Origin of the sequence: uncultured Pseudomonas sp., assembly GCF_943846705.1 — a bacterium.
Lineage (GTDB): Bacteria > Pseudomonadota > Gammaproteobacteria > Pseudomonadales > Pseudomonadaceae > Aquipseudomonas.
In genome coordinates this window covers 2,031,024-2,057,257 of sequence record NZ_OX044366.1, presented here as the reverse complement: position 1 = coordinate 2,057,257, position 26,234 = coordinate 2,031,024, and the positions used below count along the sequence as shown (strand labels likewise).

Genomic DNA, 26,234 nt, shown 5'->3' with positions numbered 1-26,234 from the left:
CTAGAGGTGGTAGGACAGAATGAGATGGTAAAACGCCGCGAGCGGTCAGACCGTTCGCGGCGTTAATCAAGCTGAGCCCAGCATAGCCAACTTCACTGCCGGCTCAACCCATGCGACACGATCGGTTTAATTCACCTGACCGTGACAATGCTTGTACTTCTTGCCGGAGCCACACGGGCAGCTCTCGTTACGGCCAATCTTCGGCTCGGTGCGCACAGGCGCCACGGCAACCGCGACATCACCCTCTTCGTCAGTGGCGGGCTGCGGCAAGGCCGACGCGTCTGCGTGCTGGAACTGCATGCGCTCAGCCAGGGCTTCAGCATCTCGACGCAGACGAGCTTCTTCTTCGGCCGGATCTTCGCGGCGTACCTGCACATGCGACAGCACGCGGATGGTGTCGCGCTTGATCGAGTCCAGCAGCTCCTGGAACAGGGTGAAGGACTCGCGCTTGTATTCCTGCTTCGGGTTTTTCTGCGCATAACCGCGCAGGTGAATGCCGTGGCGTAGGTGATCCATGGTCGACAGGTGGTCTTTCCACAGGTCATCCAGCACACGCAGAAGGATCTGCTTCTCGAAGGTGCGCAGCGCCTCGGCGCTGGCCTCGATTTCCTTCTCGTTGTAGGCCGTGATCAGCTCTTCGAGAATGCGCGCACGCAGGGTTTCTTCGTACAGCTTATGGTCATCATCCAGCCACTGCTGGATTGGCAGACGCAGGTTGAAGCTGGTGAACAACGCTTCTTCCAGGCCGGCGATATCCCACTGCTCTGGCAGCGACTGCGGCGCGATATGCTCGTTGATCAGGCTCTCAAGCACTTCCTGACGGAACTCGGCGATGGTTTCGCCAATGTTGTCCGCAGCCAGCAGCGTGTTGCGCATGTGATAGATCACTTTGCGCTGCTCGTTGGCCACGTCATCGTATTCCAGCAGCTGCTTACGCATGTCGAAGTTGCGCCCTTCAACCTTGCGCTGGGCTTTTTCGATGGCATTGCTGACCATGCGGTGCTCAATGGCTTCACCGGACTGCATGCCCAAGGCCTTCATAAAGTTCTTCACCCGGTCGGAGGCGAAAATGCGCATCAGGCTGTCTTCCAGCGACAGGTAGAAACGGCTGGAACCCGGATCACCCTGGCGGCCGGCACGGCCACGCAGCTGGTTGTCGATGCGGCGCGACTCATGGCGCTCGGAAGCGATCACATGCAGGCCGCCCGACTCAATCACCTGCTGGTGACGCTTCTGCCAGTCGGCCTTGATCTGCGCGATTTGCTCGGGCGTGGCGTTTTCCAAACTGGCAACTTCGACTTCCCAGTTACCACCCAGGAGGATGTCGGTACCGCGACCGGCCATATTAGTGGCAATGGTTAGCGCGCCTGGGCGGCCGGCCTGGGCAATGATTTCCGCTTCTTTCTCGTGGAACTTGGCGTTGAGCACCTTGTGCGCAATGCCTTCCTGGTCGAGCAGCCTGGACATGTGCTCAGACGTTTCAATGGTGGCCGTACCAACCAGCACCGGCCGCCCTTGCGCCATGCTTTCCTTGATGTCGGTGACGATGGCCGCGTACTTCTCATCCGCAGTCAGGTAGACCAGGTCATTGAAGTCCTTACGCGCCAACTCACGGTTGGTCGGGATCACGATCACCGCCAAGCCGTAGATCTGATGGAACTCAAACGCTTCGGTATCAGCAGTACCGGTCATGCCGGACAGCTTGTTGTACAGACGGAAGTAGTTCTGGAACGTGGTCGAAGCCAGTGTCTGGCTCTCGGCCTGAATCGGCAGGCCTTCTTTGGCCTCGATGGCCTGGTGCAGGCCCTCGGACAGGCGGCGACCCGGCATGGTGCGGCCAGTGTGTTCGTCGACCAGCAGTATCTGGTTGTTCTGCACAATGTATTCAACGTTACGGTTGAACAGCTTGTGCGCGCGCAGGCCCGAATAAACGTGAGTCAACAGGCCCAGGTTGTGCGCCGAGTACAGGCTTTCGCCCTCGGCCAATAGGCCAACTTCGGTGAGCATCTCTTCGACGAACTGGTGGCCGGCTTCGTTCAGCTCAACCTGGCGCGCCTTCTCGTCAAGCTTGTAATGGCCTTCCTGAGTGACGATGCCTTCCTCTTCCTCGACATGCAGCTTGAGGCGCGGAATCAGTTTGTTGATTTCACTGTAGAGACGCGAGCTGTCTTCGGCCTGGCCGGAGATAATCAGCGGGGTACGTGCTTCGTCGATGAGGATCGAGTCAACTTCGTCGATTACGGCGAAATTCAGCTCACGCTGGAATTTATCTTCCAGGCTGAAGGCCATGTTGTCGCGCAGGTAATCGAAACCGAATTCGTTGTTGGTGCCGTAGGTGATGTCAGCCGCATAGGCTTCACGCTTCTCTTCCGGCGGCATAAACGGGGTGACGATACCCACCGACATGCCGAGGAATTCATACAGCGGGCGCATCCAGTTGGCGTCGCGGCGGGCCAGGTAGTCGTTGACCGTGACCACGTGCACGCCTTTGCCCGACAGCGCATTGAGGTACACCGCCAGTGTCGCCACCAGGGTCTTGCCCTCACCGGTGCGCATCTCGGCGATCTTGCCTTCGTGCAAGGTCATGCCACCGATCAACTGCACGTCGAAGTGGCGCATGCCCATCACTCGCTTACCGGCTTCACGGGCAACCGCGAAGGCCTCAGCAAGCAACTGATCAAGGGTTTCACCTTGGCTCAGGCGGGCCTTGAACTCATCTGTCTTGGCACGCAGTTGCTCATCGGAGAGGGCAAGCATCTGCTCCTCGAAGGCATTGACGGCAACAACCGCCTTGAGCATGCGTTTAACTTCACGCTCGTTCTTGCTTCCAAAGAGTTTTTTCAACAAAGGCGCAAACATATCGACAGGATCTTCCAGGCGTATGGATTGAGGGCTACTGAACAGCGACCCATGCAGCCCTTAAGGCTGCGTGCGAGGTGGGCATTCTACTCGGAAACGCCAATGAGGAAAGCGGCGTTATTCGACATCGCCAACTCGGGCGATGTAGCTGGCCGGATTGACCACCCGGCCATTCTTGGTGACTTCGAAGTGCACATGATAGCCGCTGGCGCGCCCGGTGCGCCCAACCTTGGCAATCGTCTGGTCGCGTTGTACCAGGTCACCGATCTGCACCAGGTTGCTCTGATTGTGCGCATACAGCGTGGTGTAGCCGTCTGCGTGACTGAGCTCAACGACATTGCCATAACCCGACTTGACTCCGGAGAAGCTCACCACCCCAGCAGCGACAGCCACCACATCACTGCCCGGTTTGGCGGCAAAATCGACACCCTTGTGCTGAGTATTGCGCCCGGTCAGCGGATGTATGCGCCGACCGAAGGATGAGGACATGTAGCCGTGACGCACCGGCATACCGGAAAGGTATTCAGCCTCACTCAGTTGGCGCTCGCCGATCAACTGCTCGAGCACTTCCAATAACTGCTCACGGCTGTCCAGGCGCAAGCTTAAGCGGTCGAGTTCATCCATAAACTGCGGTGGCGCATAAGCCGCCTCGCCCAAAGAATCTTCGGCACCGCCCTGACCGACATTGAGCGAGAAGTCGAATTCACTGGCATCCAGATCCGCCAATTCAGTCAGTCGCTCACCCAGGGCATCCAGGCGCGTCAGGCGCGCCTGCAGCTCGGCCACATGCACCGCGAATGCATCCAACTGACGCTGCGCATCTAAGCGCACGGCACCGACCTCAGCGCGCTGCTGATCCAGCACCTGATTGATTTGTGTGTCGTCTTGCACCCTCACGGTGGCAGGTGCCCACCAGGCACCTACCGCCACACCACTGGCGAGCGCGACAGCCAGCGCCAGTAATATCGTCAACAGTAACCCGCGTGAATCCAGGCGAATTGAGCGTGCGGCACCGTGGTGCCGACTGAGTAAAATGATCTGCACAACTTTCCCCTAACGGTGAAGCCACAGCCGGTAGCAGCGATTCTGCTACCATGGCGGCCTCACTTTATCAGGCGTCCTGCCATGACATTTCGTCCTTTGCCGGCCCGGGCTCCCGCCGCGCTGTTGCGCGAAGCGAAGCCTCTGAAAGCGCTGTTCAATCAAGCGCAACGCATTGATCGTCTGCAGCACTTACTGGAAAGCCAGCTACAGCCGGCTGCTCGCGAACACTGCCATGTAGCATCATGGCGCGAGGGTTGCCTGCTGCTGATAATCACCGATGGCCACTGGGCCACGCGCCTGCGCTATCAGCAAAAACGCTTGCTGAAACAGCTGCAGTCACTCGAAGAGTTCGCGACCTTAACGAAGATCCTGTTCAAGGTGCAACCTCCGACTGCCGAAAGGCGCGCACCAGGTCGCACAATCAGCCTGTCCAGCAGCGCAGCGGAAAACATCCAGGCCACCGCCGACGGCATCAGCGATCCCAAGCTGCGCGCCGCCCTCGAGCGCCTAGCCAAGCACACACAAAGCGACAAATCAGCCGACTAAACAGCAGGCGAAAAATGCTCAGCCTGCATTTTTCGCCTCATGCAGTGACTGGCCGAGTACTGCCCACCCGCATTGCTTATCGATAAAAAAAGGCCACCCTAGGGTGGCCTCAGAAAACAAAGAAGGAGGGTATTGCGTTACACCGCCGCAACCGGGCGCATGTAAGAGATTGGCGCGGTATTAGGGTCGTCGAAGGTGACAACTTCCCACGCATCGGTCTGCTCGATCAGGGTACGCAACAAAAGATTATTCAGTGCATGCCCCGACTTGAAACCTTTGAACTCGCCAATCAGGCTGTTACCTAGCAGGTAAAGATCGCCGATCGCATCGAGAATCTTGTGCTTAACGAACTCGTCCTCATAACGCAGGCCGTCTTCGTTCAACACGCGGAACTCATCCACCACGATGGCGTTATCCACGCTGCCGCCGAGTGCCAGGTTCTGTGAACGCAGGAACTCGATATCACGCATAAAACCGAACGTACGCGCGCGACTCACTTCCTTCACGAAAGACGTGCTGGAGAAGTCAACGCTGGCCGACTGGGTGCGATTGCGAAAGACCGGGTGATCGAAATCGATCTCGAAGGTCACCTTGAACCCTTCGAAAGGCACGAAGGTGGCGCGCTTGTCGCCCTCTTCAACTGTGACTTCGCGAAGAATACGGATGAACTTCTTGTGGGCATCCTGCTCTTCCAGACCTGCCGATTGAATCAGGAATACAAAGGGACCAGCACTGCCATCCATGATCGGTACTTCGGATGCGGAGAGCTCGACGTAGGCGTTATCGATGCCCAGGCCAGCCATGGCCGAAAGCAGGTGCTCTACCGTATCCACCTTGACATCACCATTGACCAAGGTGGTCGACATGGTGGTTTCACCGACATTACCTGCACGCGCGGGAATTTCCACGACAGGGTCCAAGTCGGTACGACGGAACACGATACCGGTGTCCACAGGGGCCGGCTTCAGGGTCAGGTATACCTTCTCCCCGGAATGCAGGCCAACGCCAGTGGCGCGGATAATGTTCTTCAGGGTGCGTTGTCTGATCATGGATTGGACCGCTATAGCACTAGTTGCGAATAGTTTTCAACAATGGCCGGCGATGATAGCAGAACCGGCCTTTGCTGAACACCAATCGTCCTAATACTCCTGATACATTTCATCAATCGGCCTGACGACGCAGGAAGGCCGGAATATCCAGGTAATCCATATCGTCCTGTGGGTTCATCTTGGCCGCAGTGGCCGCACCGCCGTGGCTTTGACGCTGCACGGTGGGACGCTCGTAGTCCTTGTAATTGACGCTTTGCTCGCTACGCGCAGGTGCGGTTGCGTTGCTGTGGCCGCTGGCAGAAACCTGCACAGTATTGTCGATAACCTTGACCGGCTTCTCGATACGCGCACCCAGACCAGTGGCAACCACGGTGACATGCAGCTCGTCGCGCATGTCCGGATCGATCACGGTGCCGACCTTGACGGTGGCGTGCTCGGAAGCGAACTGCTCAATGATGTTACCCACGTCGGAGTACTCACCCAGGGACAGGTCAGGACCGGCGGTGATATTCACCAGAATGCCGCGTGCGCCTTGCAGGTTGACGTCTTCCAGCAGCGGGTTGCGAATCGCCGCCTCGGTGGCTTCACGTGCACGGTTCGGACCGCTGGCGCAGCCAGTGCCCATCATTGCCATGCCCATTTCGCTCATCACGGTTTTCACGTCGGCGAAGTCGACGTTGATCATGCCCGGACGCTTGATGATGTCGGAGATACCGCGCACCGCACCGGCGAGTACGTCGTCTGCCTTGGCGAAAGCCGACAGCAGGCTGGCGTCTTTACCGAGGATGGTCAGCAGTTTTTCGTTAGGAATGGTGATCAGCGAGTCAACGCTTTCTGCCAGGGAGCGAATGCCCTCCTCGGCGATCAGCATGCGCTTTTTGCCTTCGAACGGGAACGGACGGGTCACCACCGCAACGGTGAGAATGCCCATTTCCTTGGCCACCTGAGCGATGACTGGAGCCGCACCGGTACCGGTACCGCCGCCCATGCCGGTGGTGATGAAGACCATGTCGCAACCCTGCAACACCTCAGCGATACGCTCGCGGTCTTCCATCGCCGCCTGGCGGCCGACTTCGGGATTAGCACCGGCGCCGAGGCCTTTGGTCACGGCCGTACCCAGCTGCAGGACGGTACGTGCACCGACGTTTTTCAGCGCCTGCGCATCCGTGTTGGCGCAGATGAACTCAACGCCTTCAATGTTGTTTTTCGCCATGTGATTGACAGCATTACCGCCGCCGCCGCCCACGCCGATGACCTTGATAACTGCGCTTGCTGGAGCGCTGTCTACGAGTTCAAACATTTTCCCTCTCCTTTACTTTCTAGTTATAACGCCTACTGCAAAATCAGAAATTGCCCTGGACCCAGCGTTTCAGCCGTTCCAGAACAGGTTGTTTGGGTTCATCGCTGTAGCTGCCAAGCGCAGACATCGAAACGCCGTCGGCCTGCTTCTGCAGCCCGTACAGCAACAGGCCTACACCTGTGGAATAAATGGGGTTACGCACGACGTCGGCCAATCCTTTGACACCCTGGGGAATACCCAGGCGTACCGGCATATGGAAAATTTCTTCGGCCAGCTCGACGGCTCCTTCCATCTTCGCTGTACCGCCAGTGAGGACGATCCCGGCCGGGATCAAGTCCTCGTAACCACTGCGACGCAGTTCAGCCTGAATCAGGGTGAACAACTCGTCATAACGTGGCTCAACCACCTCGGCCAAGGACTGACGCGACAAATCACGCGGCGGACGATCACCGACGCTCGGCACCTTGATGGTTTCGCCCGCACCGGCCAGTTTGGCCAACGCGCAAGCATACCGAATCTTGATCTCCTCGGCATACTGGGTTGGCGTGCGCAGGGCCATGGCGATGTCATTGGTGACCTGGTCACCGGCAATTGGAATCACCGCAGTATGGCGAATCGCGCCTTCGGTGAAGATGCAGATGTCGGTGGTGCCGCCGCCGATGTCGACCAGGCACACACCCAGCTCTTTTTCGTCGTCGGTGAGCACGGCATAGGCCGAGGCCAACTGCTCAAGAATGATGTCGTCAACTTCCAGGCCGCAACGGCGCACGCACTTCTCGATATTCTGCGCGGCATTCACGGCGCAGGTGACAACGTGCACCTTGGCCTCCAGGCGCACGCCGGACATGCCTAGCGGCTCGCGCACGCCTTCCTGGTTATCGATCACGTAATCCTGCGGCAAGGTATGCAGTACCCGCTGGTCGGCTGGAATGGCCACCGCCTGGGCGGCATCGAGTACCCGCTCAAGGTCAGCCGTACTGACTTCGCGATCACGAATAGCGACGATGCCGTGGCTGTTGAGGCTACGGATATGGTTACCGGCCAGGCCGACAAAGGCCGAGTGGATACGGCAACCGGCCATCAGCTGGGCTTCTTCGACGGCGCGCTGGATCGATTGCACGGTCGACTCGATATTCACCACCACGCCCTTTTTCAAGCCGCGCGACGGATGGGTACCGATGCCGACGATTTCCAGCTGGCCGTCCGCATTCACTTCACCGACCAACGCCACCACCTTGGAGGTACCGATATCGAGACCGACGATCATCTTGCCGCTCTGCATATTTGCCATGGCTCTTGCCTTCTCCTGATTCACTGCACGACAGCGGTTGGTGCCGCCGTGGGCGCGACCGGCTCACGCCATGCCACGGCCAGGCCGTTGGCGTAACGCAAATCGATCCGCGCGATATTCGCTTGTTGCTCTTTCAAGGCCTTGCCATAAATGGCGGTGAAGCGCCGCATTTTTTCCACCAGGTGGTCACGTCCCAGCAGCAGCTCAATGCCCTGTCCGGTGGAGAGGAACCAGCTACCACGCTCACGCAACTCCAGGCGCGCCACGGAAAAGCCCACGGGGCGCAGCATCTGGCTGATCACCTGGTATTGCTGCATCACTTGCTGCTGCGCCCGCTTAGGGCCATACAACTGCGGCAGGTGTGGATAATTCGCCAGCTCCTGCGGGGCGAATGCCTCGCCCTGGTTGTTCAGCAGCGCCTCATCGCCCCAGCGGGCAATCGGTAATTGTTCTTCCAGACGCACCACCAGTTGATCCGGCCATACCCGGCGCACTTGGGCACTGGCAATCCAGGGCATCGTCTCCAGCTCACGGCGCATACTCAGCAAGTCAACACTGAAGAAGCTGGCGCTGGCGTAAGGCGCAATGCGCTGCTGTACGGCCTGCTGATTGACGTAACTGAGATCACCCTCGACGCTGATTTTGGCAATCGGCTGATCGGCATAGGGCAAGGCGCGCAATGACAGCTCATAGGTGCCGTAGCCCAAGCCCAGCAGCAACAGCGGCCAAGTCAGACGCTTGAGCCAGGCGCCAAACCCGAGAAGACGGGCTTTCGGCAGGCTCACCCGCAGGCTGATCGGCTCCCTGGCCACCAAACGGCTGGCGCCGCGCTGCACAGGCTTGCCGCGCACGGGGGCGCGGGAAGAACCTGGCTGGTGACGCAAGGTGACGGTCATGGGTTAACCCCGCGCTTCTAGGCTGTCGGCAAGAATCGCCAACACCAGTTGTTGAAAATCCAGACCTGCGGCCTTCGCCGCCATCGGCACCAGGCTGTGATCGGTCATACCGGGAACCGTGTTGACTTCCAGCAACCAAAAACGCCCATCGGCATCCTGCATCACGTCCGCACGGGCCCAGCCCTGAATACCGACGGCTTCGCACGCGCGTGCGGTGAGCTGCACCAGCTCCGCTTCCTTCGCAGCATCCAGGCCGCAGGGAATGCGGTACTGGGTGTCATTGGCCAGGTACTTGGCGTCGTAGTCGTAAAAGCTGTGCGGAGTGCCCAGGGCAATCGGCGGCAGCACCTCACCGCGCAGCACGGCGATGGTGAACTCCGGCCCGGCGATCCATTGCTCAACCAGCACCTGCGAGTCGTAGCCACTGGCATCCTGCCAGGCCGCAATCAACGCCTGCAGATCACCAACCTTGGCCATGCCAATGCTGGAGCCTTCATGCGCCGGCTTGACGATCAGCGGGAAGCCCAGATCAGTTGCCGCCGTTTCACAATCAGCAGCCGAGGCCAATACCGCATGGCGCGGAGTCGACAAGCCAAGGCTCTGCCACACCTGCTTGGTGCGCAGCTTGTCCATCGCCAAGGCCGAAGCCAGGATGCCGCTGCCGGTGTAAGGAATCCCGGCACACTCAAGCAACCCTTGCATCGCGCCATCTTCACCGCCACGACCGTGCAGGACGATAAACGCACGATCGATTTTTTCATCATTCAAGCGCTGTAGAAAATCAGCCTCGACATCAATACCAAAGGCATCCACGCCGGCGGCTAGCAGCGCTTGCAGCACGGCATTTCCGGACTTCAGCGACACTTCACGCTCGGCGCTCTTGCCGCCAAACAGCACCGCCACACGACCAAAGGCGCTGACCGGGTATTGGCTCTTCAAATGCTCGGCACTCATTTCGATTGACCTCCAGCGACGGCGAACAGCGGGCTTTGCAACAACTGCGGAGCCAGCCCGCCGATGTCGCCAGCGCCCTGGCAAAGCAGAATGTCGCCGGCACGCAGCAGTGGTTTGACGATCGGCGCGAGGTCCACACCGCGCTCGATGTAGATTGGGTCGAGCTGGCCGCGCTGACGAATGCTGTGGCACAACTGACGGCTGTCGGCACCCGGAATCGGCTCTTCGCCCGCCGGGTAGACAGCCATCAGCAGCAACACGTTGGCCTCGCCCAAGACCTGCACGAAGTCGTCATACAGGTCGCGGGTGCGGCTAAACCGGTGCGGCTGGTAGACCATCACCAGGCGGCGCTCCGGCCAACCGGCGCGTACCGCCTTGATCACCGCGGCGACCTCGCGCGGGTGGTGGCCGTAATCATCGACCAGCATCACACTGCCGCCATCAACCGGCAGCTCGCCATACACCTGGAAACGCCGGCCGACACCCTGGAAGCCTGACAGGCCCTGGATAATCGCCTCATCGCTGATGCCCTCATCGGTGGCAATGGCGATGGTCGCTAGGGCGTTCAAGACGTTGTGGTTGCCGGGCATATTGACCGACACATCCAAAGGTTCACGGTCACGGCGCAACACGGTGAAGAAGGTCTGCATGCCCTGATGGCGCACATTGATGGCGCGCACATCGGCGCCTTCATCAAAGCCATAGGTGACGATGGGGCGCGACACCTGCGGCAAAATTTCACGCACAAACGGGTCATCCACACACATCACGGCCAAGCCGTAGAACGGCAGGTTGTGCAGGAACTTGACGAAGGTGGCCTTCAACTTGTTGAAGTCACCGCCGTAGGTGCTCATGTGGTCCATGTCGATATTGGTGACGACCGAGACCATCGGCTGCAGATGCAGGAAGCTGGCATCGCTTTCGTCGGCTTCGGCAATCAGGTAACGACTGCTGCCCAACTGGGCATTGGTGCCTGCTGCATTTAGCCGGCCACCAATCACAAAGGTCGGGTCGAGGCCGCCGGCAGCGAACACCGAAGCCAGCAAGCTGGTGGTGGTGGTTTTGCCGTGGGTACCGGCGACGGCAATACCGTGGCGGTAGCGCATCAATTCGGCGAGCATCTCGGCGCGCGGCACCACCGGAATACGCCGCTCCAGAGCGGTAGCAACTTCCGGGTTGCTGGTATTAATCGCACTGGAGACCACCAGGACATCGGCTTGCTCGGCGTTTTCGGCGCGGTGACCAATAAAAATCTGTGCTCCGAAGCTTTCCAGACGCTCAGTCACTGCGGAAGTTTTCAGATCGGAACCGGACACTTCGTAGCCAAGATTGAGCAGCACTTCGGCGATACCGCACATGCCGGCACCACCGATGCCGACGAAATGGATACGCCGGATACGGCGCATACGGCGGATTTCCGAACGAGCAGCAGCGGGAGACTTAGCCACGGGCAACCTCCAGGCAGATATCGACAACGGTGCAGGTTGCATCGGGTTTGGCCAGGCGGCGAGCCGTCTGCGCCATTTGAATGAGTTGTTCGGGGTGCATCAAAACCTCGGTCAGCTGCGCGGCCAGCTTGGCGGCGTCAGTGGAACGTTGTGGCAACAGTACGGCAGCGCCGGCACTGGCCAGATAATCGGCATTGCGGGTCTGGTGGTCGTCAATCGCATGCGGCAGTGGCAACAGAAACGCTGGCAAGCCGGCTGCAGCAAGCTCGCTGATGGTCAACGCACCGGCGCGGCACACCACCAGATCCGCCCAGGCATACGCACGGGCCATGTCTTTGATGAATGGCGCGACCTGCGCTTCGACGCCAACTGCGCGATAGCGTTCAGTGGTAATTGCATCATGTTGCTTACCGGCCTGATGGAACACCTCAGGGCGCAGTTCAGCCGCCACTTGCGACAACGCTTCGGGAAGCAATTTATTCAGCGGTTCGGCCCCCAAACTGCCGCCCAGCACCAGCAGGCGTGGCTGGCGGTTGCGCAGCGAATCACGTGGGGTTTCCAGGAACAGCTCTTCGCGCACCGGATTACCGGTGGTGCGGCGCTTGGCGCTGTGGCCAAAGGTATTCGGGAAGGCCTCACAGACGCGGCTGGCAAACGGCACCAGGCTACGATTGGCGGTACCGGCTACGGCATTCTGTTCGTGAATGATCAGCGGCGCGCCATTCATCCGCGCCGCTAAGCCGCCGGGACCAGTGACATAACCGCCCATGCCCAGTACGCACACCGGCTGCAGTTCACGCATCACCTTGCGCGCCTGAAGCAGCGCCTTGATCAGCTGGAACGGCGCCTTCAGCAGGGACAACTTGCCCTTGCCACGCAGCCCGCTGACCTCAATCAGGTGCAACGGCAGGCCAGCAGCCGGCACCAACTCATTCTCAATGCCGCGCGGCGTGCCCAGCCAATGCACGCTGTAACCACGCGCCTTGAACTCACGGGCACAGGCCAGCGCTGGGAACACATGGCCGCCGGTACCGCCGGCCATAATCAGGACATTACCGCGCATGCTGAACCTCCACGGCGGCTTGGCCTTCGAAGAAGTCGGATTCGTTAAAGTCGACATCCGCGCTACCTAGTTGCGTGCGGCGCTCCCACTCAATGCGCAACAACAACGCCAGGCTGACGCAACAAATCACCAGCGAGCTGCCGCCGTAGCTGAGGAACGGCAAGGTCAGCCCCTTGGTCGGCAGCAGGCCAACATTCACACCAATATTGATCAGCACCTGACCGATCCACAGGAACGCCAGGCCATAGGCCACATAGGCCGAGAAGAACTGCTTGGCCTTCTCCGCCCAGAGACCGATATACAAAGCGCGCACGCTGACGAAGACGAACAGGCCGACGGTAATCAATGCGCCGATCATGCCCAACTCTTCGGCCAGTACGGCAAACACGAAGTCGGTATGCGCTTCCGGCAGGTAGAACTGCTTTTGCACGCTGTTACCCAGACCGACGCCGAACCACTCGCCACGACCAAAGGCAATCAGCGCCTGGCTCAACTGGTAGCCAGCGCCATATTGGTCCGCCCACGGGTCGACAAAGTTGGTCAGGCGCTCCAGGCGATAGGCCTGACTGGTCATCACCCACACGCCAAGCCCCAGCACACCGGTGGCCAACGGAATAAAACGCAGCAGGTTGACCCCACCGAGGAACAACATGGCGATGGCCGCGCCAACCAACACCACGGTGGCGCCGAAGTCCGGCTCGGCCAGCAACAGAAAGGCAATCGGCCCCAGCACCAGCATTGGCTTGAGAAAACCGGTGAGTTTCTCGCGCACCTCTGCTTGGCGTCGCACCAGGTAGGCGGCGATAAACATCACGCTAAACAGCTTGGCCAGCTCGGACGGCTGCAGGTTGAAAACCCCTAAGCCAATCCAGCGCTTGGCACCGTTGACTTCACGACCAATACCCGGCAGCAGCACCAGAATCAGCAACACCACGGCCACCAACAACAGCATGCCGCTGTAACGCTGCCACAGCGCCATGGGCACCAGCAGCGTGGCCAGTGCAGCACCGGTGCCGATGGCCAGATAAATCAGGTGGCGAATCATGTGGTACAGCGGGTTACCCGTCTGCGCCGCCGCCACTTCCGAGGACGCCGAGGTGATCATCACCAAGCCCAAGCCGAGCAACGCCAGGCAACCGGCCAGCAACGGGAAGTCGATGTCGATACCGCGACGGGTATGCAGCGGCGATGGCGCCGCGAGCAGACGGGCTAGCATCAGTGCAAACCCTCCACGGCCTGGGCGAATAGACGCCCGCGCTCTTCGAAATTCTTGAACATATCCAGACTGGCGCAGGCCGGCGACAACAGCACCGCATCGCCCGCCTCGGCCAGCTCGGCAGCGCGCTGCACGGCTTCTGCCAAGGTCTTGACCCGGATCAGCGGTGCGGCGTCACCCAGTGCAGTCGCCAGTAACTCAGCATCACGGCCGAGCAACACCACCGCGCGGCAGAACTTGCCGACGGGCGCTTGCAGCGCGGAGAAGTCAGCGCCCTTACCGTCGCCACCGGCGATCAGCACCAGCTTGCCGTCGATATCAGCGCCCAAGCCGTCAATGGCCGCCAGCGCGGCACCGACGTTGGTGGCCTTGGAGTCGTCGTAATAGCTCACGGCATTGCGCTCGCCGACCCACTGACAACGATGCGGCAAGCCGGCAAAGCTACGCAGGGTTTGCAACATGGCTTCGAACGGCAGGCCAACGGCGTGGCCCAACGCCAAGGCCGCCAGGGCATTGGACTGGTTGTGCGCGCCACGGATTTTCAGCTCGCGCACTGGCAGCAAGGCGGCGAACTGATAACCCAGACACTTCTCGCCGTTTTCTTCGAGCAAGCCAAAGCGTTTGAAATCCGGCTTACCCAGGCCGAAATACCAGCACGGCAATTGATCGGCCACCAGCGGACGCGACAACGCGTCATCGCGGTTCACCACCACCTGCCGCGCACCACGGAAGATCCGGTGCTTGGCCAGGTGATAGGCCGGCAGGCCGGCGTAGCGATCCATGTGGTCTTCGCTGATATTCAGGCAAGTGGCCACTTCGGCATTGAGCTGGTCGGTGGTTTCCAGCTGGAAGCTCGACAGCTCCATGACATACAACTCGACATCGTCACTGAGCAGGTCCAGCGCCGGGGTACCGAGGTTGCCACCGACGGCGACCTTCTTGCCGGCCGCTGCGGCCATCTCGCCGACCAAGGTGGTCACGGTGCTCTTGGCGTTGGAACCGGTGATCGCCACAATCGGCGCCTTGGCATAGCGGGCAAACAGGTCGATATCACCCGACAGCTTCACGCCGCGCGCAGCCGCCGCCTGCAGCGCAGGCGTGGCAACGGCCAGGCCCGGGCTGATCAGCAGCTCGCTGGCGCGGCAGAGGAACTCCACGTCCAACTCACCACAACGCACTTCAACCTGCGGGAACTGCTCACGCAAGGTGGCGAGCTCCGGCGGGTTGGCACGCGTATCGACCACGGCAAACGGCAAGCCCTGACGTGCGAGGAAACGTACCAGGGACATGCCGCTCTTGCCGAGGCCGACAACGATGCGGAAGTGGTCAGAAGCGATCAGGGTCATGGGGTCCTCAACGCAGTTTCAGGGTGGCAAGGCCGATCAACACCAGAATCACGGTGATGATCCAGAAGCGCACGATCACGCGCGGCTCAGGCCAGCCTTTGAGTTCGAAGTGGTGATGGATCGGTGCCATACGGAACACCCGCTTACCGGTCAATTTGAACGACGCGACTTGAATGATCACCGACAGGGTTTCCACCACGAAGATGCCGCCCATGATGAACAGCACCACTTCCTGACGGACGATTACCGCGATGGTGCCAAGCGCTGCGCCGAGGGCCAGTGCGCCGACATCACCCATAAACACTTGCGCCGGGTAGGTGTTGAACCAGAGGAAGCCCAGGCCCGCCCCGACCAACGCGGCGCAGAACACGATCAACTCTCCCGCGCCCGGCACATAGGGAATAAACAGGTACTCGGCGAACTTCACGTTACCCGACAGGTAGCAGAAGATCCCCAGCGCGCCGCCAACCATTACGGTGGGCAGAATCGCCAGGCCATCCAGGCCGTCAGTCAGGTTGACCGCGTTGCTCGAACCGACGATGACGAAGTAGCTCAGCACCACAAAGCCCAGGCCCAGTTCGAGGCTGAAGTCCTTGAGCATCGGCAGAATCAGGGTGGTTTCCACCGGGCTCTGCGCCGTCATATACAGGAACAGTGCCGCGCCGAGACCGAACACCGACTGCCAGAAGTATTTCCAACGGCTCGGCAGGCCCTTGGAGTTTTTCTCGATCACCTTGCGGTAGTCATCGACCCAACCGACCGCACCGAACAGCAGGGTCACGGCCAGCACGGTCCACACGTAGCGGTTGGACAGATCAGCCCAGAGCAGGGTGCTGACGGCAATAGCCGAGAGAATCAGCGCGCCGCCCATGGTCGGCGTGCCTTTTTTCGACAGGTGCGACTGCGGACCGTCGTTACGCACCGACTGGCCGATCTGGCGAATTTGCAGGGTGCGAATCATCCACGGGCCGAGCCACAACGCCATCGCCAACGCTGTTAGGACACCGAGGATGCCGCGCAGTGTCAGGTACTGAAACACTGCAAAACCCTTGTGGAACTGTTGCAGGTACTCCGCCAGCAGCAGCAGCATTAGTGAATCTCCCCGGATGTGCCACACAGGGCCGCGACAACCTTTTCCATCGCCGCGCTGCGTGAACCTTTAATTAGAAGGGTGGTATCGCCCTGCTCGCCTTGCAGCGCGGCAATCAGGCTGGCTTGGTCGGCAAAATGCCGACCATTTGTGCCGAATTCTTCAATGGCATACGCCATCAGTGGGCCCACGGCATACAGCGCATCAACTTTGCCCACGGCGTAAGCGCCGACCTGACGATGGCCCTGCTCGGCCCACTCGCCCAACTCGCCGATATCGCCCAACACCAGCACCCGGCGACCCGGGAAACCGGTAAGGATATCGATGGCCGCGCAAACGGATGTCGGATTGGCGTTGTAGCTGTCGTCAATCACGCGCAAGCCATTCGGTGCAAGCTGCGCGACGGCGCGGCCGCTGACCGGCTGCAGGTTTTCCAGCCCGGCTTTGATCGCCGCTGGCGCAATGCCCAACGCCTGGGCAGCCGCAGCAGCCGCCAGGGCGTTAGCTACATTGTGCTCGCCCAGCAGGTTGAGCTGAATACGCGCCTGACCGCCGGCACACTGCAGGGTAAAGGCCGAGCAACCACGGGGATCGCGCGCCAGCTCACTGGCGTAGACGTCGGCGGCCGGGTTGCGCAGTGCAAAAGAGCGGATCGTCCGGCCCTTGGCGCGCTGCTGCCAAATGCTAAATGCCTGGTCATCCAGGTTGAGCACGGCCACGCCGTTGTCGCTCAGCCCTTCAATAATTTCGCCCTTGGCTTCGACAATTTTCTCTGGCCCGCCAAACTCACCGACATGCGCGGTGCCGGCATTGTTGAGAATGGCCACCTGCGGCTGGGTCAGGCCTACGGTGTAGGCGATTTCACCGACATGGTTGGCGCCCAATTCGATCACCGCAGCGACATGCTCAGGCGCCAGCTCGAGCAGAGTCAGCGGCGCGCCAAGGTCGTTATTCAGGTTGCCACGGGTCGCCAGTACCGGGCCCTGCAGGCCCTCACGGAGAATGCAGGCAAGCATTTCCTTGACGGTGGTCTTGCCACTGGAGCCGGTGATCGCCACCACAGGCGCGGTGAACGCCTGGCGGTTTAGCGCCCCCAGTTGACCGAGGGCCACGCGGCTATCGGCCACCAGCAATTGCGGCAGTGGCGCATTCGCCACTTCACGCTCAACCAGTGCAGCAACCGCGCCTTTAGCGGCGACGTCGGCCAGGTAGTCGTGGCCATCAAAGCGCGGGCCGGCCAGGGCGATAAACAGCTGGCCGGGCTGAATCGCCCGGCTATCGCTGCTGACGGCACTGAATGCCACATCCGCACCGATCACCCGAGCGTTCAGTGGTTTAGCTACGTCGCTCAACAATAGCGGCTTAAGCATGCGCCACCTCCCATGCCGCCAAAGCCTTAGTCGCTTCGAGCAGATCGGAGAACGGCTGCCGCACGCCATTGATTTCCTGGTAATCCTCATGGCCCTTGCCGGCCAGCACCAACACGTCATCGGCTGAAGCCGCGGCAACCAGCTGGGCAATCGCCTGGCCACGGCCGTGAACGAACTGCACCGCTTCGGGGCTGACAAAGCCGCTGCGAATATCGCTGAAAATCTGCGCTGGGGCTTCGCTGCGCGGGTTGTCATCGGTCACCAACACACCATCGGCCAGCCGCTCGACCACGGCCGCCATCAACGGACGCTTGCCGTTGTCGCGATCACCGCCACAGCCGAACAGGCACAGCAGTCGGCCTTTGACGTGTGGACGCAGGGCTTCGAGGACTTTTTCCAGAGCATCTGGGGTGTGCGCGTAATCCACCACCAGCAGCGGCTGCTTGCCGCCACCCAGGCGCTGCATACGGCCAATCGGGCCCTGCAACTGCGGCAGCACCTTGAGAATTTCATCCAGCGCGTAATCCAGGCCGAGCAGCGCGCCGACCACCGCCAGCAGATTGCTCAGGTTGAACCGGCCGAGCAGCGAACTGCGCAAGTTGCCTTCACCGCGCGGGGTGACCAGCGTGGCGCGCACGCCCTGCTCGTCAAACTGCGCATCGCGGCAATACAGGTAGGCACTGGCATCTTCGAGGCTGTAGCTGATCAAGCGCGACTCGTGCGCAGCACCCGCCAGCTCACGGCCGAACGCGTCATCCAGGTTGAGCACCCGGCAACGCAAGCCTGACCAGGCAAACAACGTGGCTTTTGCCTCGGCGTAGGCCTGCATCGAACCGTGGTAATCCAGATGATCGCGGGACAGATTGGTCAGCACCGCCACATCAAACGCCAGAGCAGTGACGCGGCCCTGATGCAGTCCGTGGGACGACACTTCCATGGCCACCGCACGGGCACCGGCATTTTTCATGTCAGCCAAGGTGGCCTGCACACCAATCGGATCAGGCGTGGTGTGGCGACCCTGTTCCAGCGCGCCGTAGAAGCCATTACCCAGGGTGCCGACAATCCCGCAGTGCTGGCCTAGCAGATCCAACGCCTGAGCCAACAGCTGGCTGACGCTGGTTTTGCCGTTGGTACCGGTGATGCCAATCAGGTTCAGGCCACGACTTGGCTCACCATAGAAACGACCGGCAATCGCCGAAAGCTGGCCAGCCAAGCCCTTGATCGCGACCAACTCGCTACTGCTGGCCGTCATTTCGCCCGCGCCTTCGGCTTCAAACGCCACGGCCGCCGCCCCACGCGCAACGGCATCCGCGATATGCACGCGGCCATCCTGCTGAGTACCGGGGACGGCGAGAAACAAATCACCCGGACGCACCTTGCGGCTGTCCAGGGTCAATTCACGAATCAGTGTGGCGCTGGCGGCTTCGGGGAGCAGCTTGCTGAGGGGCATAGGCATTAGATACGCCCTCCTTTAATAATGTCGGCAGTCGCGGTTTGCGGCTCTGGCAGGTTGTCCGGCGCAACGTTCATTAGGCGCAAGGCGCCAGCCATGACCTTGCCAAATACTGGGGCAGAAACCAGGCCGCCGTAGTAGCCGCCCTGGCTTGGCTCGTCGATCACGATGGCCACGGCAATACGCGGGTCGCTGACCGGGCCAAAACCAGCGAACAGTGAACGGTAGGCATTGTCTTTGTAACCACGGCTACCGACTGACGCCTTGCGCGCGGTGCCGCTCTTGCCGGCCACGTGATAGCCCGGAACCTTGGCGCGATAAACCCCACCCGGCGCTTCAATGACCTGCTGCAACATGCCTTGCAAGGTGACTGCAATGGCTTCGGGAATGACTTGAACCGAGTCAGGCTGACGATCAACACGCGCCAGTGACAAGTGGGTACTGCGACCATTGTTGGCCAATACCGAATAGGCATGCGCCAGCTGCACGGCGGTGACCGACAAACCATAGCCATACGACAAGGTGGCCGTTTCGGCCTTGCGCCACTCCCGATAGTTCGGCAGGTTGCCGACGCGCTCACCCGGGAAACCGAGCCCGGTGTCCTGGCCCAGGCCGACCTGCTGCATCACTTCGAAAATCGACTGGCCACCGATATCAAAAGCGATCTTGCTCATGCCGACGTTACTCGACTTGATCAAAATCTCGGTGAGGCTGAGCGGGCCGCTGCTGCGCGACACGTCGCGAATGGTGTATCTACCGATCTGCAGAGTGCCCGGATAAACATCGACGGTATCTGACGACTTCCAACGGCCACTTGCCAGCGCCGCACTCATGGAGAACGGCTTCATGGTTGAGCCGGGCTCGAATACATCGATCATCGCCCGGTTACGCATTGCCGCGGGCTGCAGGTTGCGGCGATTGTTCGGGTTATAGGTCGGCTGGTTGACCATCGCCAGCACCTCACCGGTGCGCACATCAACCATAACCAGGCTACCTGCCTTGGCACCGAACTCGAGCAGCGCATTGCGCAACTCGCGATGGGCGAGGTATTGCAGGCGCAGGTCAATCGACAATGCCAAGGCCTTACCGGCCTTGGCATTCTGCGCAACCTGAACATCCTTGATCAGCCGACCGCGCCGGTCCTTGAGCACCTGACGCTTGCCGGGCACGCCGGCCAGCCAATCCTCAAACGCCAGCTCCATGCCTTCACGACCGCGATCATCAATGTCGGTAAAGCCCACCACATGGGCGACCACTTCACCGGCCGGGTAAAAGCGCCGGAACTCTTCGATGCCATAAACGCCAGGCACTTTCAGATCGAGAATGCGCTGGCCTTGCTCAGGCGTCAGCCCACGCACCAGGTACATAAATTCACGCTCGGCATTGGCTTGCAGGCGCGCACTGAAAGCCTTGGGCTCTTGCCCCAGCGCCGCCGCCAACTCATCCCAATAGGCCTTGCCGCCCTGCAATTCCTTGCCATTGGCCCACAGTGTGGTCACCGGCGTACTCACGGCAAGCGGCTCGCCATTGCGGTCAGTGATCAATCCGCGATGCGCCGGAATAGGGATATGGCGCACGCTACGGGCGTCACCATGGGCCTGCAGAAAGCGCTGATCGAATACCTGCAGGTCGACGATGCGCCAGGCGATGGCACCCACCATCAGCGCCAGCACCAATAGCACTAAACGAAAACGCCACGGATAAAGAGCGCCTTCAAGTCCGGTCATGGCGCCACCATGCGCACTTCAGCGGCATCCGGGATGCGCATGCTGAGGCGCTCAGTCGCCAGCTTCTCGATGCGGTTATGCGCGGTCCAGGTGCTTTGCTCAAGAATCAGCCGACCCCATTCAGCCTGCGCCTTATCGCGCACGCTCAGCTCGGCATACAGTTCGTTAAGCAGCTGACGATGCCAGTGCGCGCTATAGGACACCCCAATCGCCGACACCAGCGCAGCCAGAAACAACAGCAGCATCAGCAGACTGCCGCCGGGTAATGGCTTGGCAAACAGCGTGCTCATCGCACCTTCTCGGCAATGCGCATCACCGCACTGCGCGAACGCGGGTTGGCCGCAAGCTCAGCCTCGGAGGCAAACACCGGCTTACCGATCAGCTTCAAGCGTGGTTCGAAGGCTTTCGGGATGATGGGCAAATCACGCGGCAACTTGTCCATCTCGCCCTTGGCATGCTTGCGCATAAACAGTTTGACGATACGGTCTTCCAGCGAGTGGAAACTGATAACCACCAGACGACCGCCGACTTCCAGACTTTCCAGCGCCGCATCGAGACCGGTTTCCAGATCACCCAATTCGTTATTGATATAGATGCGCAGCCCTTGGAAGGCACGGGTCGCCGGATTCTTGCCTTTTTCCCAGGCCGGATTGGCCACGGTCAGCACCTGGGCCAGGTCAGCGGTACGCTCAAATGGCTGCTCGGCACGACGCAGTACCACGGCACGGGCCATGCGCTTGGCGAAGCGCTCTTCGCCGTACTCTTTGAATACTCGGGCAATTTCTTCTTCGGCGGCACTGGCGATGAACTGCGCCGCACTGACGCCAGCATCGGGGTTCATGCGCATGTCCAGCGGGCCGTCTTGCATAAAGCTGAAGCCGCGTGCGGCGTCATCCAGCTGCGGCGAAGACACGCCGAGGTCGAGCAGAATACCGCTGACCTTGCCGTCCAGACCGCGCTGCGCAAGCTCATCACCCAGCTCGGCAAAGCTGCGCTGCACAACGACAAAGCGGCCGTCTTCGGCCGCTAGCGCATTCCCCGTCGCAATCGCCAGGGGATCCTTATCAAACCCTAGCAAGCGACCGTCTGACCCAAGCTTTTCCAAGATCAACCGACTATGCCCTCCGCGCCCGAAGGTGCCATCGAGGTAGCAGCCACTCGCGCGCACAGCCAGCCCTTCGACAGCCTCGTCGAGCAGCACAGTGATATGGCGAAAGTTACTGGTCATGGTCACAGGATCAAATCACGTAGGTCGTCAGACAAAGCACCCGGCTGCTTGATCGCGGCCAAATCGGCATCGGCCACAGCATTCCAGGCATCTTCATCCCACAGTTGGAATTTATTGAGTTGGCCAACCAGCATTGCGCGCTTATCCAGCTTGGCGTACTCGCGCAAACGCGGCGGCACCAGGAAGCGCCCACTGGCGTCCAGCTCAAGGTCAACAGCATTGCCGATCAGCATGCGCTGCAAGCGGCGGTTTTCTTCACGGAAGGAGGCGAGTTCACGGAGCTTGGCCTCAATCAGCTCCCACTCAGGCAGCGGATAAACACAAAGACAGGTGTCGATGGCATCAATCGTGACGATAAGCTGGCCGGAACAGCGCGACACAAGCTCATCCCGATACCGGCTTGGCATCGCGAGTCGCCCTTTAGCGTCGAGACTGATGGCATTTGCTCCGCGAAACACGATCGCGCTTCCCCTTTTTATTAGCTATCCATGCCTAAGAAACCCACTTTCTGCCACTTCCTACCACTTGCGCACACTATAGGAATGCACGCCCCCCACCGTCAAGGCACGCTTAACTGGAAAAACCCTTATAGAACGGCGATTTAGCGAACCCCTAGAGGGGTAAAGCGGAGAAATAACCCGAGAAATCGAAAGCAAAAACAAGCCAATACAGCGCACTGAACTGCGAAGTTAATGTGGTTTGTTAAGAGTAAGATTTTTTCGGTATTAGAAAGGAGGTGAAGCAGTGAAGCGGACAAAGGAAAAGGTGGAGAGTCGATCTGTAAGCCGGGTTCTGTCGAGGACAGTCATTCCTCTACGACGTACATCACTGCACGCCTTTAGCAACCTACCCGGTTCCAGCGCGGGCCACGCCAATGGAACCCTATTTGGTCTTGCTCCGAGTGGGGTTTGCCTAGCCACGAACTGTTACCAGTCGCGCGGTGCGCTCTTACCGCACCTTTTCACCCTTACCGGCACCGAAGTGCTTAGGCGGTTATTTTCTGTGGCACTTTCCGTAGGCTCGCGCCTCCCAGGCGTTACCTGGCACTCCGCCCTATGGAGCCCGGACTTTCCTCCCCCGCATTACGCAGAACGTAATACGGCAGCGACTGTCCGATCGACTCTCCGCCGGCAAGGTTAACGGCACGCGCCTTATAGGACAAGGTTTAAAGGTCTTTTTGCTGCTCCAGAGCCACTTGATAGAGCAGATTCTTACGCACCCCAGTGATCTCTGCCGCCAGGGCAGCCGCGCGCTTGAGCGGCATTTCCGCCAGCAGCAGATTCAACACGCGCAGCGCTTCGGCACTCACCGTCTCCTCGCCTTCCGGCGCTTGCCAACCTGCCACCAGCACCACGCACTCACCGCGCTGCTGATTACTGTCGGCCGCCACCCAGGCCGCCAGCTCGGCCAGCGGCATACCCTTGAGTGTTTCAAAGGTCTTGGTCAACTCACGCGCCAGTAACGCCGGGCGCTCATCACCAAACACTGCCTGCATATCCTGCAGACATTCGAGAATGCGATGCGGGGCCTCATAGAAGATCAGCGTGCGCGGCTCTTCCTTTACCTGCTCAAGACGCGCTCGCCGCCCAGCCGCCTTGGCCGGCAGAAAGCCCTCAAAAATAAAACGATCAGAGGGCAGTCCGGCCGCTGACAACGCAGCAATCAGCGCACAGGCTCCCGGCACCGGCACCACGGCAATGCCGGCCGCGCGAGCCTGGCGCACCAGGTGATACCCCGGATCGGAAATCAGCGGCGTCCCCGCATCGGAGATTAACGCCACATCCTCCCCCGCCAGCAGGCGCGCGAGAAAACGCCCACCCTGATCACGCTCATTGTGCTCATGACACGCCGCCAACGGCGTGCCGATACCGAAATGCTGCATCAGCCGCGCCGAATGACGAGTGTCTTCTGCGGCGACCAGGGCAACGCTGCGCAGGATATTCAGCGCGCGCGCACTGATGTCATCCAGGTTGCCAATGGGCGTGGCAACCACATAAAGACTGCCCAAAGGCGAATTCGCAGCAGCAGAAGTGGTCACAGCACAGGCCTCTCAATATCAACAAAGCGCGCATTGTAGCCCGTTTCCAACCTTCGACATCGCGTCACCCGGCGTGCTTGGGTACAATTCGACGCTCAATTTGATCAAGTATCAGGAACGCTTACATGATCGCCTGCCTGCGCCCCCTTTTCGCCCTCTGCCTTGTCGGCCTCCTCGCGGCCTGTGCCAGCCAGCCCTCATCAACCCTGGGTGAACTGCCACGCACGCCACAAGCCAGCATCGAACAACTGCTGCAGCAAGCGACGCAGAGCTCGTCGGAACAAGCCGCATCACTGCGCCTGTCGGCTGCCGACTTGGCATACACACAAAAAAACCTCGCCCGCGCCAGCAGCATTCTTGAACAGGTTTCGCTGGAAAGCCTAAACCCAGCCCAGCAAATCTTCGCCAGCACCCTGCGCGCCGAGCTGGACATGCGCGGCAACAAACCCAAAGCCGCCCTGCGCGCCCTCAGCCACCCAAGCATGGAGCGCCTGGGAGAGCTGTCGGTTGAACAGCAGATACGCAGCCAGATGGTGCGCGCCAGCGCCCTGCAGGCCACCGGACAGAACCTGGCCGCCGCCCGCGAACGCGCCTTTATCGCACCGCTACTCGGCGACACCAGCGCCGTGCAGAATAATGAAGCGATCTGGAGCCTGGTTTCCAGCCTGCCACTGGCTGAGCTGCAAGCCAGCGGTGACGCCGACCTCGACGGGTGGCTGGCACTGGCACTCGCCACCAAGAGCGCCGCAACCCTGGAGCAACAGCAGACCGCTATCGACACCTGGCTTGCACAGAACCCACAGCACCCAGCGGCACAACAACTCCCTCAGCCACTGGTCGAGCTGAAAAAACTCTCCAGCCAGCCACTAAACGAGATCGCCCTACTGCTGCCGCTGGATGGTCAACTGGCTAGCGTGGCCCGAGCCCTGCGCGACGGCTTCCTGGCTGCCCACTACCAGGCGCAACAAGCCGGACAGAACCCGCCCAACATCCAGATCTTCGACAGCTCGCGCATCGGCTCCATGGATGCCTTCTACGCCCAGGCCCAGGCCGCCGGCGTGCAACTGGTGATCGGCCCTCTGGAGAAGAACCTGGTCAGCCAACTCAACAGCCGCGAGCAACTGCCCATCACCACCCTCGCCCTGAATTACAGCGAAAACAGCCAGGAAGGCCCGGCCCAGCTGTTCCAGTTCGGCCTAGCCGCCGAGGACGAAGCACGCGAAGTGGCGCGCCGCGCCTGGGCTGACGGCATGCGTCGCGCCGTCGCCCTGGTACCTGCTGGCGACTGGGGCAACCGCGTGCTCGCCGCCTTCCGTCAAGACTGGCAGGCCCAAGGCGGCACGCTGATCGCAGCTGAGCATGTCGACCAGCCGGTTGAGCTGGCGCGACAGATCGCAGAACTGTTCCAACTGCGCGAAAGCGAAGCCCGTGGCAAGCAGCTGAAGAACACCTTAGGCAACACAGTCGCAGCCGCACCTTCGCGCCGCCGCGACGTCGACTTTATCTTCCTCGCGGCAACCCCGCAGCAAGCCCAGCAGATCAAGCCGACCCTGGCCTTCCAGTACGCTGGCGATGTGCCTGTGTACGCCACCTCGCACCTGTTTACCGGCACCCACAACCAGGCGCAGTACCTCGACCTTAACGGCATCATGTTCTGCGAAACACCCTGGCTGCTGAACGTCAACGATCCGCTGCGCCAGCAAGCAAGTGCGCAATGGCCACAAGCAGGCACCAGCCTCGGCCGCCTGTACGCAATGGGCGCCGATGCTTTCCTGCTGGCTCCGCGCCTGAATCAACTGAAAGCCTTGCCGGACACTCAGCTACCAGGCCTTACGGGCACCCTTAGCCTGAGCGCGACGCAACGCATTGAGCGGCAGCTGCCATGGGCCGAGTTCCGTGACGGCCAGGTTCAACCACTGCCCGACCGCATCAATTGAGCGAACGCATCAGCAGCCAACAACGTGGCGATGCTGCCGAAGCCCTGGCCCGACAGCATCTCGAGCGACACGGCCTGCGCCTACTGGCGCAGAACTGGCGCTGCCGACTCGGCGAGCTCGATCTGGTCATGCTCGACGTCGATACAGTAGTATTCGTTGAAGTTCGCTATCGCAGCCATAGAGCCTGGGGCGGTGCAGCGGAAAGCGTGGATGCACGCAAACGTGAGAAACTTAGTCGTGCCGCTCAACTCTTCCTGCAACAAGAATCGCGCTGGGCCACGTACCCATGCCGTTTTGATGTGATTGCCATAACCGCCGACAGCCAAGCCCCCGCGCAACTGGACTGGATTCAAAACGCCTTTGATACCTGAACAGACGC

Annotated in this window: 22 protein-coding genes and 1 other RNA gene; 3 read left to right on the top strand and 20 right to left on the bottom strand. The window is 60.5% G+C overall.

Annotated elements, in window-relative coordinates; translation table 11 throughout:
- Positions 1-126: 126 nt before the first annotated feature.
- The gene (secA, locus tag Q0V31_RS09595; protein WP_298187362.1) at positions 127-2,859 is read right to left on the bottom strand and encodes a preprotein translocase subunit SecA; all 2,733 of its coding nucleotides are present in this window, start codon (positions 2,857-2,859) and stop codon (positions 127-129) included.
- A gap of 117 nt (positions 2,860-2,976) precedes the next feature.
- Positions 2,977-3,903, bottom strand: a complete 927-nt coding sequence (locus tag Q0V31_RS09590) for a M23 family metallopeptidase (protein ID WP_298187359.1) — start codon at positions 3,901-3,903, stop codon at positions 2,977-2,979.
- 81 nt (positions 3,904-3,984) lie between these two features.
- On the opposite strand from Q0V31_RS09590, the gene Q0V31_RS09585 reads away from it, so the two are divergent.
- Entirely contained in the window at positions 3,985-4,449 is a 465-nt protein-coding gene (locus Q0V31_RS09585; protein ID WP_298187356.1) for a DciA family protein, read from the top strand.
- Between the two features lie 137 nt (positions 4,450-4,586).
- Here Q0V31_RS09585 and lpxC read toward each other — a convergent pair whose 3' ends face one another.
- The 18 genes from lpxC to rsmI all read right to left on the bottom strand — a co-directional run bounded on the left by lpxC (position 4,587) and on the right by rsmI (position 23,888).
- On the bottom strand, positions 4,587-5,498 hold the full coding sequence (gene lpxC, locus Q0V31_RS09580) for a UDP-3-O-acyl-N-acetylglucosamine deacetylase (RefSeq protein ID WP_298187353.1): 912 nt from the start codon (positions 5,496-5,498) through the stop codon (positions 4,587-4,589).
- Positions 5,499-5,610: 112 nt separating this feature from the next.
- Positions 5,611-6,798 carry a cell division protein FtsZ gene (gene ftsZ, locus Q0V31_RS09575; protein ID WP_298187351.1) on the bottom strand — a complete coding sequence of 396 codons (1,188 nt, stop codon included), beginning with the start codon at positions 6,796-6,798 and terminating at the stop codon, positions 5,611-5,613.
- A 43-nt stretch (positions 6,799-6,841) separates the two neighbouring features.
- Entirely contained in the window at positions 6,842-8,089 is a 1,248-nt protein-coding gene (gene ftsA, locus Q0V31_RS09570) for a cell division protein FtsA (protein WP_298187349.1), read from the bottom strand.
- A 20-nt stretch (positions 8,090-8,109) separates the two neighbouring features.
- Positions 8,110-8,985 (bottom strand): cell division protein FtsQ/DivIB, encoded by an 876-nt coding sequence (locus tag Q0V31_RS09565; protein WP_298187347.1) that lies wholly within the window; start codon positions 8,983-8,985, stop codon positions 8,110-8,112.
- A 3-nt stretch (positions 8,986-8,988) separates the two neighbouring features.
- Positions 8,989-9,939 (bottom strand): D-alanine--D-alanine ligase, encoded by a 951-nt coding sequence (locus Q0V31_RS09560; protein WP_298187345.1) that lies wholly within the window; start codon positions 9,937-9,939, stop codon positions 8,989-8,991.
- Positions 9,936-11,345, bottom strand: coding sequence for a UDP-N-acetylmuramate--L-alanine ligase (gene murC, locus Q0V31_RS09555; RefSeq protein WP_298191014.1), 1,410 nt, complete (start codon positions 11,343-11,345; stop codon positions 9,936-9,938). Before murC ends, Q0V31_RS09560 begins: the two co-directional genes overlap by 4 nt.
- Positions 11,346-11,379: 34 nt before the next feature.
- The gene (gene murG / locus Q0V31_RS09550) at positions 11,380-12,450 is read right to left on the bottom strand and encodes an undecaprenyldiphospho-muramoylpentapeptide beta-N-acetylglucosaminyltransferase (protein WP_298187341.1); all 1,071 of its coding nucleotides are present in this window, start codon (positions 12,448-12,450) and stop codon (positions 11,380-11,382) included.
- Positions 12,440-13,666: a putative lipid II flippase FtsW gene (gene ftsW / locus Q0V31_RS09545; protein WP_298187340.1), complete on the bottom strand. Its 1,227-nt coding sequence runs from the start codon at positions 13,664-13,666 to the stop codon at positions 12,440-12,442. The genes murG and ftsW overlap by 11 nt, the downstream gene beginning before the upstream one ends.
- Complete coding sequence (gene murD, locus Q0V31_RS09540; RefSeq protein ID WP_298187338.1) at positions 13,666-15,012, bottom strand: UDP-N-acetylmuramoyl-L-alanine--D-glutamate ligase; 1,347 nt, start codon at positions 15,010-15,012, stop codon at positions 13,666-13,668. Before murD ends, ftsW begins: the two co-directional genes overlap by 1 nt.
- A gap of 7 nt (positions 15,013-15,019) precedes the next feature.
- A complete protein-coding gene (gene mraY, locus Q0V31_RS09535) occupies positions 15,020-16,102 on the bottom strand; it encodes a phospho-N-acetylmuramoyl-pentapeptide-transferase (protein WP_298187336.1) in 1,083 nt (360 codons plus the stop codon).
- The gene (gene murF, locus Q0V31_RS09530) at positions 16,102-17,472 is read right to left on the bottom strand and encodes a UDP-N-acetylmuramoyl-tripeptide--D-alanyl-D-alanine ligase (RefSeq protein WP_298187333.1); all 1,371 of its coding nucleotides are present in this window, start codon (positions 17,470-17,472) and stop codon (positions 16,102-16,104) included. Before murF ends, mraY begins: the two co-directional genes overlap by 1 nt.
- Positions 17,465-18,928 carry a UDP-N-acetylmuramoyl-L-alanyl-D-glutamate--2,6-diaminopimelate ligase gene (locus Q0V31_RS09525; RefSeq protein ID WP_298187331.1) on the bottom strand — a complete coding sequence of 488 codons (1,464 nt, stop codon included), beginning with the start codon at positions 18,926-18,928 and terminating at the stop codon, positions 17,465-17,467. Before Q0V31_RS09525 ends, murF begins: the two co-directional genes overlap by 8 nt.
- Entirely contained in the window at positions 18,928-20,652 is a 1,725-nt protein-coding gene (locus Q0V31_RS09520; protein WP_298187329.1) for a penicillin-binding transpeptidase domain-containing protein, read from the bottom strand. The genes Q0V31_RS09525 and Q0V31_RS09520 overlap by 1 nt, the downstream gene beginning before the upstream one ends.
- The gene (gene ftsL / locus Q0V31_RS09515) at positions 20,649-20,942 is read right to left on the bottom strand and encodes a cell division protein FtsL (protein ID WP_298187327.1); all 294 of its coding nucleotides are present in this window, start codon (positions 20,940-20,942) and stop codon (positions 20,649-20,651) included. Before ftsL ends, Q0V31_RS09520 begins: the two co-directional genes overlap by 4 nt.
- Complete coding sequence (gene rsmH / locus Q0V31_RS09510; RefSeq protein WP_298187324.1) at positions 20,939-21,880, bottom strand: 16S rRNA (cytosine(1402)-N(4))-methyltransferase RsmH; 942 nt, start codon at positions 21,878-21,880, stop codon at positions 20,939-20,941. The genes ftsL and rsmH overlap by 4 nt, the downstream gene beginning before the upstream one ends.
- 2 nt (positions 21,881-21,882) lie before the next feature.
- The gene (gene mraZ / locus Q0V31_RS09505; protein WP_298187323.1) at positions 21,883-22,338 is read right to left on the bottom strand and encodes a division/cell wall cluster transcriptional repressor MraZ; all 456 of its coding nucleotides are present in this window, start codon (positions 22,336-22,338) and stop codon (positions 21,883-21,885) included.
- Between the two features lie 307 nt (positions 22,339-22,645).
- Positions 22,646-23,004, bottom strand: an RNA gene (gene rnpB / locus Q0V31_RS09500) — RNase P RNA component class A.
- 41 nt (positions 23,005-23,045) lie between these two features.
- On the bottom strand, positions 23,046-23,888 hold the full coding sequence (gene rsmI / locus Q0V31_RS09495; RefSeq protein ID WP_298191012.1) for a 16S rRNA (cytidine(1402)-2'-O)-methyltransferase: 843 nt from the start codon (positions 23,886-23,888) through the stop codon (positions 23,046-23,048).
- A gap of 155 nt (positions 23,889-24,043) precedes the next feature.
- Between rsmI and Q0V31_RS09490 the strand changes: the two genes are divergently transcribed.
- The gene (locus Q0V31_RS09490) at positions 24,044-25,855 is read left to right on the top strand and encodes a penicillin-binding protein activator (protein ID WP_298187321.1); all 1,812 of its coding nucleotides are present in this window, start codon (positions 24,044-24,046) and stop codon (positions 25,853-25,855) included.
- Positions 25,852-26,226: a YraN family protein gene (locus Q0V31_RS09485; protein ID WP_298187317.1), complete on the top strand. Its 375-nt coding sequence runs from the start codon at positions 25,852-25,854 to the stop codon at positions 26,224-26,226. The genes Q0V31_RS09490 and Q0V31_RS09485 overlap by 4 nt, the downstream gene beginning before the upstream one ends.
- Positions 26,227-26,234 lie beyond the last annotated feature (8 nt).

What these genes read in the sequence shown, in the direction of transcription:
- Q0V31_RS09565 (WP_298187347.1), bottom strand. Translation starts at nt 8,985, where the DNA reads ATGACCGTCACCTTGCGTCACCAGCCAGGTTCTTCCCGCGCCCCCGTG.
- ftsL (WP_298187327.1), bottom strand. Translation starts at nt 20,942, where the DNA reads ATGAGCACGCTGTTTGCCAAGCCATTACCCGGCGGCAGTCTGCTGATG.
- Q0V31_RS09585 (WP_298187356.1), top strand. Translation starts at nt 3,985, where the DNA reads ATGACATTTCGTCCTTTGCCGGCCCGGGCTCCCGCCGCGCTGTTGCGC.
- rsmH (WP_298187324.1), bottom strand. Translation starts at nt 21,880, where the DNA reads ATGACCAGTAACTTTCGCCATATCACTGTGCTGCTCGACGAGGCTGTC.
- Q0V31_RS09520 (WP_298187329.1), bottom strand. Translation starts at nt 20,652, where the DNA reads ATGACCGGACTTGAAGGCGCTCTTTATCCGTGGCGTTTTCGTTTAGTG.
- murG (WP_298187341.1), bottom strand. Translation starts at nt 12,450, where the DNA reads ATGCGCGGTAATGTCCTGATTATGGCCGGCGGTACCGGCGGCCATGTG.
- Q0V31_RS09560 (WP_298187345.1), bottom strand. Translation starts at nt 9,939, where the DNA reads ATGAGTGCCGAGCATTTGAAGAGCCAATACCCGGTCAGCGCCTTTGGT.
- lpxC (WP_298187353.1), bottom strand. Translation starts at nt 5,498, where the DNA reads ATGATCAGACAACGCACCCTGAAGAACATTATCCGCGCCACTGGCGTT.
- murF (WP_298187333.1), bottom strand. Translation starts at nt 17,472, where the DNA reads ATGCTTAAGCCGCTATTGTTGAGCGACGTAGCTAAACCACTGAACGCT.
- Q0V31_RS09490 (WP_298187321.1), top strand. Translation starts at nt 24,044, where the DNA reads ATGATCGCCTGCCTGCGCCCCCTTTTCGCCCTCTGCCTTGTCGGCCTC.
- mraY (WP_298187336.1), bottom strand. Translation starts at nt 16,102, where the DNA reads ATGCTGCTGCTGCTGGCGGAGTACCTGCAACAGTTCCACAAGGGTTTT.
- murD (WP_298187338.1), bottom strand. Translation starts at nt 15,012, where the DNA reads ATGACCCTGATCGCTTCTGACCACTTCCGCATCGTTGTCGGCCTCGGC.
- ftsA (WP_298187349.1), bottom strand. Translation starts at nt 8,089, where the DNA reads ATGGCAAATATGCAGAGCGGCAAGATGATCGTCGGTCTCGATATCGGT.
- secA (WP_298187362.1), bottom strand. Translation starts at nt 2,859, where the DNA reads ATGTTTGCGCCTTTGTTGAAAAAACTCTTTGGAAGCAAGAACGAGCGT.
- murC (WP_298191014.1), bottom strand. Translation starts at nt 11,345, where the DNA reads ATGCGCCGTATCCGGCGTATCCATTTCGTCGGCATCGGTGGTGCCGGC.
- Q0V31_RS09525 (WP_298187331.1), bottom strand. Translation starts at nt 18,928, where the DNA reads ATGCCTATGCCCCTCAGCAAGCTGCTCCCCGAAGCCGCCAGCGCCACA.
- ftsW (WP_298187340.1), bottom strand. Translation starts at nt 13,666, where the DNA reads ATGCTAGCCCGTCTGCTCGCGGCGCCATCGCCGCTGCATACCCGTCGC.
- ftsZ (WP_298187351.1), bottom strand. Translation starts at nt 6,798, where the DNA reads ATGTTTGAACTCGTAGACAGCGCTCCAGCAAGCGCAGTTATCAAGGTC.